The sequence below is a fragment of the Flavobacterium sp. LC2016-23 genome (genome assembly GCF_009674775.1).
In the GTDB taxonomy this organism is placed as follows: Bacteria; Bacteroidota; Bacteroidia; order Flavobacteriales; family Flavobacteriaceae; genus Flavobacterium.
On record NZ_WKKE01000019.1, the window covers coordinates 49,762 to 64,876 of the forward strand.

15 protein-coding genes and 4 tRNA genes are annotated in these 15,115 nt (G+C 35.4%); 1 reads left to right on the forward strand and 18 read right to left on the reverse strand.

The features are described from left to right. Positions 1 to 241: 241 nt before the first annotated feature. The 17 genes from rpoB to GJU43_RS16640 all read right to left on the reverse strand — a co-directional run bounded on the left by rpoB (position 242) and on the right by GJU43_RS16640 (position 13,000). Entirely contained in the window at positions 242 to 4,054 is a 3,813-nt protein-coding gene (gene rpoB / locus GJU43_RS16560; protein ID WP_154342052.1) for a DNA-directed RNA polymerase subunit beta, read from the reverse strand. 264 nt (positions 4,055 to 4,318) lie between these two features. Further along, a complete protein-coding gene (gene rplL / locus GJU43_RS16565; protein WP_007807437.1) occupies positions 4,319 to 4,690 on the reverse strand; it encodes a 50S ribosomal protein L7/L12 in 372 nt (123 codons plus the stop codon). 86 nt (positions 4,691 to 4,776) lie between these two features. Continuing rightward, entirely contained in the window at positions 4,777 to 5,289 is a 513-nt protein-coding gene (gene rplJ, locus GJU43_RS16570; RefSeq protein WP_127340288.1) for a 50S ribosomal protein L10, read from the reverse strand. 22 nt (positions 5,290 to 5,311) lie between these two features. Next, entirely contained in the window at positions 5,312 to 6,001 is a 690-nt protein-coding gene (rplA, locus tag GJU43_RS16575; RefSeq protein WP_055094620.1) for a 50S ribosomal protein L1, read from the reverse strand. Positions 6,002 to 6,014: 13 nt separating this feature from the next. Beyond that, positions 6,015 to 6,452: a 50S ribosomal protein L11 gene (rplK, locus tag GJU43_RS16580; RefSeq protein ID WP_007807442.1), complete on the reverse strand. Its 438-nt coding sequence runs from the start codon at positions 6,450 to 6,452 to the stop codon at positions 6,015 to 6,017. A gap of 67 nt (positions 6,453 to 6,519) precedes the next feature. Continuing rightward, positions 6,520 to 7,071 (reverse strand): transcription termination/antitermination protein NusG, encoded by a 552-nt coding sequence (gene nusG / locus GJU43_RS16585; RefSeq protein WP_029273444.1) that lies wholly within the window; start codon positions 7,069 to 7,071, stop codon positions 6,520 to 6,522. A 10-nt stretch (positions 7,072 to 7,081) separates the two neighbouring features. Beyond that, positions 7,082 to 7,279, reverse strand: coding sequence for a preprotein translocase subunit SecE (gene secE, locus GJU43_RS16590; RefSeq protein WP_041517377.1), 198 nt, complete (start codon positions 7,277 to 7,279; stop codon positions 7,082 to 7,084). Positions 7,280 to 7,297: 18 nt separating this feature from the next. Continuing rightward, a tRNA-Trp gene (locus GJU43_RS16595) sits at positions 7,298 to 7,368 on the reverse strand. 68 nt (positions 7,369 to 7,436) lie between these two features. Further along, complete coding sequence (tuf, locus tag GJU43_RS16600) at positions 7,437 to 8,624, reverse strand: elongation factor Tu (protein ID WP_007807448.1); 1,188 nt, start codon at positions 8,622 to 8,624, stop codon at positions 7,437 to 7,439. A gap of 55 nt (positions 8,625 to 8,679) precedes the next feature. Then, positions 8,680 to 8,751, reverse strand: a tRNA-Thr gene (locus tag GJU43_RS16605). Between the two features lie 85 nt (positions 8,752 to 8,836). Further along, a tRNA-Tyr gene (locus GJU43_RS16610) sits at positions 8,837 to 8,917 on the reverse strand. Positions 8,918 to 8,981: 64 nt separating this feature from the next. Then, positions 8,982 to 9,055 (reverse strand) — tRNA-Thr (locus GJU43_RS16615). A gap of 90 nt (positions 9,056 to 9,145) precedes the next feature. Next, positions 9,146 to 9,448: a ribosome hibernation-promoting factor, HPF/YfiA family gene (gene hpf / locus GJU43_RS16620; RefSeq protein ID WP_127340290.1), complete on the reverse strand. Its 303-nt coding sequence runs from the start codon at positions 9,446 to 9,448 to the stop codon at positions 9,146 to 9,148. A 34-nt stretch (positions 9,449 to 9,482) separates the two neighbouring features. Further along, positions 9,483 to 10,376, reverse strand: a complete 894-nt coding sequence (locus GJU43_RS16625) for a tyrosine-type recombinase/integrase (protein ID WP_154342054.1) — start codon at positions 10,374 to 10,376, stop codon at positions 9,483 to 9,485. A 152-nt stretch (positions 10,377 to 10,528) separates the two neighbouring features. After that, positions 10,529 to 10,723 (reverse strand): 30S ribosomal protein S21, encoded by a 195-nt coding sequence (gene rpsU / locus GJU43_RS16630; RefSeq protein ID WP_026985791.1) that lies wholly within the window; start codon positions 10,721 to 10,723, stop codon positions 10,529 to 10,531. 214 nt (positions 10,724 to 10,937) lie between these two features. Beyond that, the gene (locus GJU43_RS16635) at positions 10,938 to 12,080 is read right to left on the reverse strand and encodes an acyl-CoA dehydrogenase family protein (protein ID WP_154342056.1); all 1,143 of its coding nucleotides are present in this window, start codon (positions 12,078 to 12,080) and stop codon (positions 10,938 to 10,940) included. A gap of 14 nt (positions 12,081 to 12,094) precedes the next feature. Then, positions 12,095 to 13,000, reverse strand: coding sequence for a helix-hairpin-helix domain-containing protein (locus tag GJU43_RS16640; protein ID WP_154342058.1), 906 nt, complete (start codon positions 12,998 to 13,000; stop codon positions 12,095 to 12,097). A gap of 268 nt (positions 13,001 to 13,268) precedes the next feature. Between GJU43_RS16640 and GJU43_RS16645 the strand changes: the two genes are divergently transcribed. After that, positions 13,269 to 14,735 (forward strand): APC family permease, encoded by a 1,467-nt coding sequence (locus GJU43_RS16645; protein ID WP_154342060.1) that lies wholly within the window; start codon positions 13,269 to 13,271, stop codon positions 14,733 to 14,735. Between the two features lie 51 nt (positions 14,736 to 14,786). On the opposite strand, the gene GJU43_RS16650 is transcribed toward GJU43_RS16645, so the two are convergent. Continuing rightward, positions 14,787 to 15,014 (reverse strand): PspC family transcriptional regulator, encoded by a 228-nt coding sequence (locus tag GJU43_RS16650; protein ID WP_035659873.1) that lies wholly within the window; start codon positions 15,012 to 15,014, stop codon positions 14,787 to 14,789. Between the last annotated feature and the right edge of the window lie 101 nt (positions 15,015 to 15,115).

The following is a 15,115-nucleotide window of genomic DNA, read 5'->3' on the forward strand; positions in this document are numbered from 1 at the left end:
GTAAGCGTTACGCATGTGCTTACGGCTTATAGCTTAAGGCCTACGGCATTCAAAATACTACCTCGGATTACTTCTCTAAACTTCAGACTACATTCTGAAGTGCTAATTACAAAACTTTCGTTTACATAAAAAATCGGAACGGGTGACGGGTATAAATCCTAAAAACTTTAATTCTATTAAACAGCTTTAGTCTCAGTTTTCAGAATGAACTGAATACTGAGACTGTAACTGAAAACTTTTTTTATTCTTCTAAACGAATGTCTAGTCCAAGACCTTTCAATTCGTGCATCAATACATTGAATGATTCAGGTAAACCTGGTTCCGGCATTGACTCTCCCTTAACGATAGCTTCGTAAGTTTTAGCTCTACCAATAACGTCATCCGATTTAACAGTCAGGATTTCTCTAAGAGTACTTGATGCTCCATAAGCCTCAAGTGCCCAAACCTCCATCTCTCCAAAACGCTGACCTCCAAATTGCGCTTTACCTCCAAGAGGCTGTTGCGTAATTAATGAGTATGGTCCGATAGAACGTGCGTGCATCTTATCATCAACCATGTGTCCTAATTTAAGCATGTAAATTACACCCACAGTTGCTGCCTGATGGAAACGCTCTCCGGTACCACCATCGTAAAGGTATGTATGTCCGAAACGTGGTACTCCGGCTTCATCAGTCAAAGCATTAATTTGGTCTAAAGAAGCACCGTCAAAAATTGGAGTAGCAAATTTTCTACCTAAGTTTTGTCCGGCCCATCCAAGAACAGTTTCATAAATCTGACCAATGTTCATACGTGAAGGTACCCCAAGTGGATTCAATACGATATCTACCGGTGTTCCGTCTTCAAGGAAAGGCATATCTTCATGACGAACGATTCTTGCAACAATACCTTTGTTACCGTGACGTCCTGCCATTTTATCCCCAACTTTCAGTTTACGTTTTTTAGCGATGTAAATTTTCGCTAATTTCAGGATTCCGGATGGTAATTCATCTCCAACCGTAATCGTGAATTTCTCTCTTCTTAAAGATCCCTGTAAGTCATTCAGCTTAATTTTATAGTTATGAATTAAATCATTAACCATTTTATTTGTAGCGTCATCAGCAACCCATTGACCTTTGCTTAAGTGAGCAAAATCCTCAACTGCGTAAAGCATTTTCTGAGTATATTTTTTACCTTTTGGTAAAACTTCTTCACCCAAATCATTCATTACACCCTGAGATGTTTTTCCGTTCACAATCAGGAATAATTTCTCCACCAATCTGTCTTTTAATTCAACAAATTTAGTTTCGAATTCCATTTCTAAAGCGCCTAAAGCATCTTTATCCTGAGTACGTTTACGTTTATCTTTTACGGCCCTTGCAAATAATTTTTTGTCAAGAACTACACCATGTAAAGATGGAGACGCTTTTAATGAAGCATCTTTTACATCACCGGCTTTATCCCCGAAGATTGCACGAAGCAATTTCTCTTCCGGAGTTGGATCTGATTCTCCTTTTGGTGTAATTTTTCCGATAAGAATGTCGCCAGGTTTAACCTCTGCTCCAATTCTGATCATACCGTTTTCATCTAAATCTTTAGTAGCTTCTTCAGAAACGTTAGGAATATCGTTTGTTAACTCTTCGTTTCCTAACTTCGTATCTCTAACCTCTAATGAATAATCATCAACGTGGATAGAAGTAAAAATATCATCACGAACTACTTTTTCAGAAATTACAATCGCATCCTCAAAGTTGTACCCTTTCCATGGCATGAACGCAACTTTTAGGTTTCTACCTAAAGCTAATTCACCATTTTGAGTAGCATATCCTTCTGATAATACCTGACCAAGACTCACTCTGTCCCCTTTTCTTACGATTGGTTTCAGGTTGATACTTGTTCCCTGATTGGTTTTTCTAAATTTAATTAGGTTGTAAGTCTTCTCATCAGCATCAAAACTAACCATTCTTTCTTCTTCAGTACGGTCGTATTTAATAGTAATGATATTAGCATCTACATATTCTACAGTACCATCTCCTTCAGCATTAATCAATACTCTGGAGTCTGAAGCTACCTGACGCTCTAAACCTGTACCAACGATTGGTGCTTCCGGACGGATCAAAGGAACCGCCTGACGCATCATGTTAGATCCCATCAAAGCTCTATTCGCATCATCATGCTCCAGGAAAGGAATCAATGAAGCCGAAATCGAAGCAATCTGGTTAGGAGCAACGTCTGTATAATGTACTGCAGAAGGTTCAACAACCGGGAAGTCACCTTCCTCACGGGCAATTACATTACTAGCTGTAATTTTTCCTGTTGCATCCATTTCAATGTTTGCCTGAGCAATCATTTTTCCTTCTTCTTCTTCAGCACTTAAATATATAGGAGTACTTTCTAAATCAACTACACCATTTGTAACTTTACGGTAAGGAGTTTCGATGAAACCCATTCCGTTAACTTTTGCATAAACACCAAGAGATGAAATCAAACCAATGTTTGGTCCCTCAGGAGTTTCAATCGGACATAAACGACCATAGTGTGTATAGTGAACGTCACGAACCTCGAAACCAGCTCTCTCTCTCGAAAGTCCACCAGGTCCAAGTGCAGATAATCTTCTTTTGTGTGTAATCTCAGCTAGTGGATTCGTTTGATCCATAAATTGAGACAACTGGTTCGTACCAAAGAAAGAGTTGATAACCGATGATAATGTTTTAGCATTAATCAAATCGATTGGTGTAAACACCTCGTTATCTCTAACGTTCATTCTCTCACGAATAGTTCTGGCCATACGTGCTAAACCAACACCGAATTGTTGAGACAATTGTTCTCCAACTGTTCTGACACGACGGTTTGACAAGTGATCAATATCATCAATCTCTGCTTTAGAGTTGATCAATTCGATCAAATATTTTACAATGGTAATGATATCTTCTTTGGTAAGCACTTGCTTTTCCATCGGGATATCTAAACCAAGTTTCTTGTTCATTCTGTAACGACCAACTTCACCTAAGTTATAACGTTGATCAGAGAAGAACAATTTATCTATAATACCACGAGCAGTTTCCTCATCAGGCGGTTCAGCGTTACGCAACTGACGGTAAATGTGCTCTACAGCTTCTTTTTCAGAGTTTGTTGGATCTTTTTGTAATGTATTGTGGATAATAGCATAATCTGCCTGATTATTATCCTCTTTATGCAACAAAATAGATTTAACGTTAGAATCGATGATTTCTTCCACATTATCTTTGTCGATAATAGTATCTCTATCAAGGATGATTTCGTTACGTTCGATAGAAACTACCTCACCGGTATCTTCATCCACGAAATCCTCGTGCCAGGTGTTCAATACACGTGCAGCAAGTCTTCTTCCAATATATTTTTTAATACCTGTTTTAGAAACTTTAATTTCTTCAGCAAGGTCGAAAATTTCAAGGATATCCTTGTCTCTTTCGAATCCGATTGCACGGAATAAAGTTGTTACCGGTAATTTTTTCTTTCTGTCGATATAAGCGTACATTACACTATTGATATCAGTAGAAAATTCTATCCAGGATCCTTTAAAAGGAATTACTCTGGCAGAATAAAGTTTTGTTCCATTTGCATGGAATGACTGACCAAAGAAAACCCCAGGAGAACGGTGCAGCTGAGATACTACCACACGCTCAGCACCATTGATTACAAAGGTACCGCTTGGAGTCATATAAGGTATTGTTCCAAGGTAAACATCTTGTACAATAGTTTCAAAATCTTCGTGTTCTGGATCAGTACAATATAGTTTTAACCTGGCTTTTAAAGGCACACTATACGTAAGACCTCTCTCTATACATTCTTGAATTGTATAACGTGGTGGATCAACAAAATAATCTAGGAACTCCAATACAAAGTTATTTCTTGTATCTGTGATTGGAAAGTTTTCCATGAAGGTGTTGTACAACCCTTCGTTGCCTCTTTCGTCAGATTTAGTTTCTAATTGAAAAAAATCTTTAAAAGATTTAACCTGAACATCTAAGAAATCCGGATAGTCAGGAATATTTTTTGTAGAGGCAAAATTCAATCTTTCAGTCTGATTTGTTATCATCAATGGACAAAATTTTGATTAAAAAAAAGTAATTTTTTGTGTAAAAACACACTGTTTAATCTATACTTTCTTATTATAATCAATACATCTTTAAAAATAAACCGATAAAATCAGCTCAATTTTTTTTCTTCGTATTGATCAAAAACTTTTTCGTATTTTAAACTATTTGATAATAAAACTTGATATATTTTATTATACGAAAAATGGTTTAGGCCATTGAGCGTTCACTCAAGACCTAAACCTAGTTCTTAAAACCGAGTTGAATTATTTAAGCTCAACTACAGCTCCAGCTTCTTCTAATGATTTTTTAAGACCTTCAGCCTCTTCTTTAGAAACACCTTCTTTAACGTTACTTGGAGCACCGTCAACTACATCTTTAGCTTCTTTCAAACCTAAACCTGTAAGTTCTTTAACTAATTTTACAACAGCTAATTTTGAAGCTCCAGCTTCTTTTAATACTACTGTAAATTCAGTTTGTGCTTCTTCAGCAGCACCTTCTCCACCACCAGCAGCAACTACTACAGCTGCAGCAGCAGGCTCGATACCATACTCATCTTTTAATATTGTTGCTAATTCGTTAACTTCTTTAACTGTTAGGTTAACTAATTGTTCTGCGAATTGTTTCAAATCTGCCATTTTTTCTATCGTTTAAAATGATTTGTAAAATTATAATTTATTTGTGTGTGCGAATTTAGTAACACAAAAGACAACCGTCTTTTATATTATGCTTCCTCAGTTGCTGCTTCTGATTCTTCTCCAGCAAACTTGTTTTGAAGAGCAGAAATAATTCTCTGAGCAGGAGATTGTAACAATCCAATAAGTTCTCCAAGAAGTTCTTCTTTAGATTTAATAGTTGCTAACGCATCTAATTGATCATCTCCAATGTAAATTTCAGAGTTAATATAAGCTCCCTTTAATACCGGTTTAGCTGATTTTTTTCTGAAATCTTTAATTATTTTTCCAGGTGCATTTGCAACATCTGAAATAAATATAGCGCTGTTACCAGTCAATACTGAAGGTAAATCACCATAGTCATTAGCAGAAGCTTCCATTGCTTTTGCAAGCAAAGTGTTTTTTACAACCTCTAATTTAATACCTGCTTTAAAGCAAGCTCTTCTTAAGCTTGAAGTTGTTTCTGCATTTAATCCAGAAATATCAGATACATAAATAATATTTGTACCAGCTAACTGCGCAGTTAAATCTTCAATCGCGATTGATTTTTCTTCTCTAGTCATACTAAAAATTATTAACTACCAATTATACTGCTTTAGGGTCCAATGCGATTGCAGGACTCATAGTGCTTGTAAGGTGAATACCTTTAATATAGGTACCTTTAGCAGCAGTTGGTTTAAGTTTGATTAATGTTTGAATAATTTCGTGTGCATTGTCATAAATTTGCTCAGCTCCAAAAGAAACTTTACCAATTCCTGCATGTACGATACCAGTTTTATCAACTTTAAAGTCAATTTTACCAGCTTTAACCTCTTGAACAGCTTTTGCAACATCCATAGTTACAGTACCTGTTTTAGGGTTTGGCATTAAACCTCTAGGTCCTAAAATACGACCTAATGGACCTAATTTACCCATAACAGCCGGCATAGTGATGATAACATCAACATCTGTCCAACCATCTTTAATTTTTTGTAAATAATCGTCAAGACCTACGTAATCAGCTCCAGCTTCTTTAGCTTCAGCTTCTTTATCCGGAGTAACTAATGCTAATACTTTAACGTCTTTACCAGTTCCGTGAGGTAATGTAACTACACCTCTAACCATTTGATTCGCTTTTCTTGGATCTACACCCAAACGAACTGCGATATCAACAGACTCATCAAATTTTGCAGAAGCTATAACTTTGATTAATGCAGCTGCATCTTTCAAAGAGTATAGTTTGTTCTTTTCAATTTTTGAAGCAGCCTCTTTTTGCTTTTTTGTTAATTTTGCCATTTCTTTCTCTTAATTAAAAAGGAGCATCTCCTGATACAGTTATACCCATAGATCTAGCAGTTCCAGCGATCATGCTCATTGCAGATTCGATTGTGAATGCATTTAAATCTACCATTTTATCTTCAGCAATAGCTTTGATAACGTCCCAAGTAACACTAGCTACTTTTTTACGATTTGGTTCACCTGATCCAGACTTTAGCTTTGCAGCTTCCAATAATTGGACAGCAGCTGGAGGAGTTTTTACAACAAAATCAAATGATTTGTCTTTATACACAGTAATTTGTACTGGGCATATTTTGCCAGGTTTATCTTGTGTTCTAGCATTGAACTGCTTACAGAACTCCATGATATTAACCCCAGCAGCTCCTAAAGCAGGTCCAACCGGTGGCGACGGATTCGCAGCACCTCCCTTAACTTGTAGTTTAACTACCTTACTAATTTCTTTAGCCATTTTTTAAAAAATTTAACACCATAATCATTGGAAGCGATTATAGTGGTTATTATAGATGTAACAAAAATTATACTTTTTCAACTTGCATAAAACTCAGTTCCAATGGTGTTTTTCTTCCGAAAATCTTAACCATAACTTCAAGTTTACGCTTTTCTTCATTGATTTTTTCAACCGTACCGTTAAATCCGTTAAAAGGACCATCGATCACTTTTACAGTTTCACCTAAATTAAACGGAATAGCACGGGTATCTGTATTTACAGCTAACTCATCTACTTTTCCTAACATACGATTTACTTCAGAAAGCCTCAAAGGAACAGGTTCTCCGCCTTTGATCTCACCTAAAAATCCAATTACACTAGTAATAGACTTAATAATATGAGGTATCTCACCAACCAAGTTGGCTTCGATCATAACATATCCAGGAAAATACACTTTATCCTTAGACATTTTCTTTCCTTCTTTTACAGTAACTACTTTTTCTGTAGGCACTAAAACTTGGGAAACATAATCACCCATACCTAGTCTGGCAATTTCAGTTTCGATATAAGCTTTGACTTTATTTTCCTGTCCGCTTACAGCTCTAACCACATACCATTTTTTCACATTATTATCTGCCATCACAAAAAAATTATCCTTTTAACCAGTTAAAAAATCCAGCCAAAGCTTTTGCAAAAAATTCGTCTACTCCCCATGTTGCCAAGGCGAATAAAACCGAAAATACAGCCACAACAATTGTCAATTTCTGAACCTCAGCCCAAGCAGGCCAAGTAACATTTGACTTCAACTCTTCGAAAGCCTCTGATAAATAATTAGTAACTTTTGTCATTTGATATATTTTATATTGCACGGGCGGAGGGATTCGAACCCCCATCAACGGTTTTGGAGACCGCTATTCTACCCTTGAACTACGCCCGTAATTAAAAGCCAGTGATTTCAGTTAAGAAAATCAACTGGCTTTTTATAGTTGTTTTTTTTTTATAGGATTATCCTACGATTTCAGTCACCTGACCTGCACCTACAGTTCTACCACCTTCACGGATAGCAAAACGTAAACCTACGCTCATTGCGATTGGGCTTAATAAAGATACATTGATAGTCAAGTTGTCTCCTGGCATTACCATCTCTACTCCTTCAGGTAAAGTAATAACTCCTGTTACGTCAGTTGTACGTACGTAGAACTGTGGACGGTAGTTATTATGGAATGGAGTATGACGTCCACCTTCTTCTTTTTTCAAGATATAAACCTCAGCTTTGAAAGTAGCGTGTGGTTTTACTGATCCTGGCTTAATGATAACCATTCCTCTTTTGATAGATTCTTTATCAATACCTCTTAACAATAAACCTACGTTATCTCCAGCTTCACCTCTATCAAGGATTTTACGGAACATCTCAACTCCAGTAATAGTAGAAGTCAATTTATCAGCTCCCATACCAATGATTTCAACTGGATCTCCTGTATTAGCAATACCTGTTTCGATACGACCTGTAGCAACAGTTCCACGACCAGTAATTGTAAATACATCTTCAACCGGCATCAAGAATGGTTTAGCAACGTCACGCACTGGCTCTTCGATCCAAGCATCAACAGCTTCCATTAATTCAATGATTTTTGGTACCCAAGCAGGATCATTATTCAATCCTCCTAAAGCAGAACCTTGAACAACAGGACCATTATCTCCATCATATTCGTAGAAAGATAATAAATCTCTAATTTCCATTTCAACAAGCTCTAACAATTCAGCGTCATCAACCATATCCACTTTGTTCATGAATACAACGATTCTTGGAATACCAACCTGACGACCTAAAAGGATGTGCTCACGAGTTTGTGGCATTGGACCATCTGTAGCAGCAACTACTAAGATAGCTCCGTCCATTTGAGCAGCACCAGTAACCATGTTCTTTACGTAATCCGCGTGACCTGGACAGTCAACGTGAGCGTAGTGACGGTTAGCTGTTTCATACTCTACGTGTGATGTATTAATAGTAATACCTCTTTCTTTCTCCTCTGGAGCGTTATCGATTTGATCAAACGATTTTGCTTGACAGTAACCAGCATCAGACAATACTTTTGTAATTGCTGCAGTTAATGTAGTTTTTCCGTGATCCACGTGTCCAATTGTACCTATGTTTAAGTGCGGTTTGGAACGATTAAAATTCTCCTTTGCCATTTTACTTAATTTTTAATCTTAGTTATATATTAATTTTCAATTTCCTACTTACTTGAGCCAATGTCGGGAATTGAACCCGAGACCTCTTCCTTACCAAGGAAGCACTCTACCCCTGAGCTACACCGGCAGAATCCTTGATTTAAGAGTCTTAATCAGTATTTTGTTTTTATTCAAAACCAAATACCGAAAAACATAATCTAAAATTCATTTTGTGGGGAGAGCAGGATTCGAACCTGCGAAGTTCACACAGCAGATTTACAGTCTGCCCTCGTTGGCCGCTTGAGTATCTCCCCTAATTTTTAAAATTCCATCACCTTAAAAGAACCTGTTTCAAATCGCATTTGAAACCTTTTTTTGAGCCGGCGGAGGGACTCGAACCCACGACCTGCTGATTACAAATCAGCTGCTCTAGCCAACTGAGCTACGCTGGCAATAACATTAAAAAAGTCCGCTATTTCTAACGGACTGCAAATGTAGCTATTTTATCTTTGAATCAAAACATTTTTTGAAAAAAATTTTAATTATATGTGTGTTCTTATTTTTTCTTTCCTTTTTACCAGTAAACGCTCTAAGGATTCTGCTGAAAGCTCAACCGCTTCTTCAAAAGTTTTACACTGCTTTTTAACCAAAAAATCATCCCCAGGAACATTAATCTTTATCTCTACCGCCTTATTCTCCTTATCACTTGTTCTTTCCACTTTTAAAAAAACATCTGCCGAAACCACCCGATCGTAGTATTTTTCCAATTTATCCATTCTTTCCTGAATAAAATCTACCAACTTTCTGTCAACAGTAAAGTTAACTGCATGAACATCTACCTTCATAATATAAATTTTAGGGTTAAACATTTAAGAATTACTATTTATTCCTCGGATGCGCCTTACCATATACTTTTTTAAGCTCTGCAAGACTATTATGAGTATAAACCTGTGTTGACGCCAAACTGGAATGCCCTAATAATTCTTTAACTGAATTTAAATCTGCTCCGTTATTCAATAAATGAGTCGCAAAAGTATGCCTGAGGACATGAGGACTTTTTTTTACCTTTTCAGAGACTTTACTAAAGTAAGAATTAATTAATCGATACACAAAAGATTCACTTAATTTTAATCCTTTTTTAGAAATAAAAAAATAATCTTCATCTACGATTTTTTCAACAGAAACCCTTTCACTTAAATACAATTTAAACTGCTCTGTAATAACCGGAAGAATAGGAATTATGCGCTCCTTATTCCTTTTACCCAAAACCTTAATTACGTTCGATGACAAATCAACATTATAAATCATTAAACTTATCAGTTCTGCTCTTCGCATTCCTGTCGTATAAAACAAATCAACAATCAGCTTATCACGTATTTCCTCAAAACCAAAAGGATCACCAACTGTTTCCATCAAATCAGTAAGTTCTTTTTCAGAAAACGGAATCTGAATAATCTTAGGCGTTTTTAACGCCTTATGTTTTAACATTGGATTTATTTCTATCTGCTTGATTTTTAAAAGAAATTTATAATAGGCTTTTAAAGAAGCCATTTTCCTGTTGACAGAAACATTAGAAACATTCTGATCTACCAAGGAAACAATCCAGCTCCTGACCTGACTGTAATGAGCCTGATCTATAGCTTCCTGATCAAAATTAGTTTTATTGAACAGCTCAAAAAAAGAAATATCATTTAAATAAGCACTAACCGTATGAGGCGAATACTTCTTCTCTAACTGAAGATAATCACGAAATGCCTCTTTATTAGTCTTCATGGAATTCTACACTTATATAATTACAAACAAAGAAAAATACAACCCTACTAAACACCGTTTTCAAAACACTAAAAAATAAGCACAAAAAAACCGTTAGCATCAAAGTTATAACTTTTTGATCACTAACGGTAATTATTTTTAAAAGACTAATACTAACTTTCTAAACCATCTCTCATGTTTTGAATGTAAGCCGCTTTTTGAATTTGAGCTCTTTTGATAACAGAAGGCTTAATAAAAGCAGTACGTGCTCTTAATTGACGAACAGTTCCTGTTTTATCAAATTTTCTTTTATAGCGCTTTAATGCTCTATCGATATTTTCTCCGTCTTTAATTGGTATAATTAACATAATATAGACACCTCCTCTCGTTAAGGGTGCAAAAGTATATATTAATTTTGAATTATGAGTTATGAATTATGATTTTTTTTTAAAGAAAAAAGAATATAGAGTAAAGAGTATAGATCTTATCGCAAATTCTTTACTCTATAATGTTTACTCTATAATCTTTACTCTATATTCTTTACTCTATATTCTTTACTCTATATTCTTTACTCTATATTCTTTACTCTTTCAGTAAATTTCTGGATATAACTAATTTCTGAATTTCTGTCGTTCCTTCTCCGATCGTACATAATTTAGAATCACGATAGAATTTCTCAACAGGAAAGTCTTTTGTATATCCGTAACCACCATGAATCTGCACTGCTTCATTTGCCACTTTTACACAAACTTCCGACGCGTACATTTTAGCCATTGCGCCCATTGTGGTAACAGGTTTGTGTTCCTGCTTCAGGAAAGCAGCTTTATGCAATAATAATTCCGAAGCTTCGATTTCGGTTGCCATATCTGCCAACTTGAATGATATTCCCTGAAAACTACTAATCGGCTGTCCAAACTGATATCTTTCTTTCGAATATTTTAATGCCGCTTCATAAGCTCCTTTTGCTATTCCTAACGACAAGGCACCAATAGAAATGCGGCCTCCATCTAATACTTTCATTGCCTGTACAAAACCCTGCCCCACTTCTCCTAATCTGTTCGCATCCGGAACACGGCAATTATCAAAAACCAATTCGGCTGTTTCACTGGCTCGCATTCCTAATTTATTTTCTTTTTTACCAGATGTGAATCCAGGCATTCCTTTTTCAAAAACAAAAGCTGTCATTCCTTTTGAATCCCCTTTTTCTCCTGTACGCACAATTACTACTGCAACATCACCTGAAATAGCATGTGTGATAAAATTCTTAGCACCATTTACAACCCAAAAATCACCATCTTTTACAGCAGTAGTATTCATTCCGCCGGCATCAGAACCCGTATTGTGTTCGGTCAGACCCCAGGCGCCAATAAATTCTGCAGTTGCTAATTTCGGTAACCATTTTTTCTTTTGTTCTTCATTTCCAAAAGTCAGGATATGATTCGTGCATAATGAATTATGGGCTGCAACAGACAAACCAATAGAAGGATCTACTTTGGATATTTCTTCCACAACTGTAATATATTCGTGATACCCTAAACCACTTCCACCGTATTCTTCAGGCACCAGGACTCCCATAAATCCCATTTCCCCTAATTTTTTAAACAAAGGAACCGGAAAGATCTGAGCTTCGTCCCACTCCATTATATTAGGTCTGATATTTTTTTCTGCAAATTCTTTTATCGATTGTGCAATCATCGACTGTGTTTCGTTATAATCAAAATTCATTGTAGTCAGTTTTTTTAGAACTCCAAATATAAACTAATTATTTTTGCTTTATCAACAGGAAAACCTTTAATTTTTGCTAAATCCTCAATATTTTTAAAATCTCCGTTCATACTTCTATGCGTTATGATTTGTTTCGCCAGTCCATATTTAAAATAATAGAACTGCGACAATTCTTTTAAAGACGCCTCATTTATGGGTATCTTTTTAAAATTGGGAAGCGAATAAATCCTAAAATTGGCATTTAATTCATACAGTACTTCCGGAGAAAGTCCCCAAACTTCATTCAGCTGCTCCATTGAGACAAAACCTCCCAGAATTTCTTTTTGCTTTAGTATTCGCAGCGACAAGGCTTCCCCAATTCCAAATATGTTATCCAAATCTTCCTGCGTTGCCTGATTTATATCTTTTAAAACTTTTTTCTCTTTTTTGACAAAAGGACTACTCTTATACTTTTCATATTCTTTATAATCCTTTTTATTGTCTACTAATACTTTTTTACTGGTTGTCCATTCGGGGAATTTAAAAAGAGGTGAAATAACTTTTAATAAGGAATCTGAAATTCCGGTAACCTGCTGAAATTCTTTTGCCGAATTTACATATTTGTTTTCTTTTCGAAAAGCCATCAACCGGTCAATCTCATCAACAGACATTCCAAGTTTATATCCTTTATAATCCGACATAAAATTCGGATTGAATAAATATACTTGTGGTTTGTTTCTATATTTTTCTGTTTTTAAAGAATCGATCTCGCTCTGAACTGCCATCCATTTTTCCTTTTCAGGAAAATATTTTTCCGGCGGACTGAAATTGACAAAAAAATAAATTGCCTGCAAACCCATAATTATTGCAAAAAGTATAAAAATTCCAATTCGTTGTTGTTTTGTAAACTTAAAGTAGATTCCTAAAGATTTAAAACGCATGTCTAAATAATTTTCAACTGTTATGAGGTCTAAATTAAATCAAAAAAAATATTTTTTATTAAGAAAAGTAGTAAAAAAATATTTTTAACACTTTTTCCCATTTAATAATTGGAGTAAAAGTGATTAATGATTTCGAGGAATAGCTGTTAGTTTTTCCTTATTAAATATAAATCTGAAACATTTTATAACTTAAAATTATATAATTGTTTTTATTTTTTATAAAAAACAATACATTTGGAACTTAATAACAATAAACCACTATTATAGTATGTCAATTATGCGAGTTAAACCAATATCTGCTTTTGAAGCGGATATGAAGAAAAGTGATTTAAAGAGGGTTCTGGGAAAATGGAGCCTAACTGCCATTGGAGTTGGTGCCATTATTGGTGGAGGAATTTTTGTACTTACGGGTACGGGAGCCTATTATCATGCTGGTCCTGCGTTAGCACTTTCTTTCATTATTGCAGGTATTGCCTGTGTTTTTGCAGCTCTTTGTTATTCTGAGTTTGCCTCTATATTACCTGTTGAAGGCTCTGCATATGCATATGCTTATGGTACAATTGGAGAAATTTTTGCGTGGATTATTGGTTGGGGACTTATTCTTGAGTACGCAATGGGTTCCATGACGGTAGCAGTCTCCTGGTCAGGATACTTTAACAAACTGCTCAAAATGTTTCATATTCACCTCCCTGAATGGCTTACAACTGACCCTGCCAGTTACTCCGGAGAAGGTTTTTCTATGAATCTGCCTGCTTTCTGTATCGTGATCCTGGTTATTTCATTACTTATAAAAGGAACTAAAAGTGCTGCAAAAGCAAATAACATGATTGTTATTCTTAAAGTTTCTGCCGTAATATTTGTAATTATTGCCGGTCTGTTCTTTATTGATACTGCTAACTGGCATCCTTTTATTCCTGCTGCTACTCAGATTATTGAAAAAGAAACTACTCACAATGCTTACGGAATAGGCGGAATTGTATCTGGAGCTGCAGCAATTTTCTTTGCTTATGTAGGTTTTGATGCTGTTTCTACACAAGCCGGAGAAGCTATTAATCCGAAAAAGGACGTTCCTTTTGCTATTATTGCTTCTTTATTAATTTGTACTACATTATACATTCTTGTTTCTTTAGTATTAACAGGAATGATGAATTATAAAGATTTTAATCCACTAGGAAAATACCCTGAAGCCATCAAAGCTCCTGTAGCCTATGCATTTGATATTGCAGGACAAGGCTGGGCTGGTTTTATCATCACAATTGCTGCCACTATTGGTTTAGTTTCAGTATTAATGGTAATGATTATGGGACAGTCAAGAATTTTTCTTGGAATGTCTAAAGACGGATTAATTCCTGCTGTATTCTCTAAAGTAAATCCACTTTCAGGAACTCCAAAAACCAACTTGATGATTTTGGGTGGTATTATTGCTGTAGTAGCTGCTTTTACTCCTATTAATAAGCTAGCAGATATGACAAGTTTTGGTACTTTATTTGCCTTTACAATGGTTTGTATTGCAGTTTGGATCTTAAGAGTAAAACAACCTCAGTTAACCCGAACTTTTAAAGTTCCTGCTTTACCAATAATTGCTATTTGTGGTATTTCAATCAATACCTATCTAATGATTAACCTAAGCTTAGATGCTCAGTTACTTTCTCTTGGATGGCTGGCGATTGGTATCCTTGTTTATTTTGGATACAGCAAAAAAAGATCAAGACTTAACATTAAGGAAACGGAATAGTTTCTTTAATTCTCTCATAAAAAAACTCCAAATTTTCATTTGGAGTTTTTTTTATAAATCGAAAACAGAAGTTCGTTTTGCCCTGATTAAATCTTTCAACCGAATCCAAAAAGCTAAGGTTAAATAAACTCCAAAACCTAAGCCAACGGTTACAAATGAAATGTAGATAAAAAATAATCTTACACTTGTTACGCGCATACCCAGTTTATCTGCTAACCTTGAGGATACATGAAAACCATATTTTTCAAAAAAGAATTTGAGTTTTATTATTGCAGACATAGTTAATGTTAGATTTTTAGATTGTTGGATGTTAGATTAAACACCAGAAAATATATCCAAGCAAAAGTACAAATTATCTAATTAACTAATTTTCTAATTCA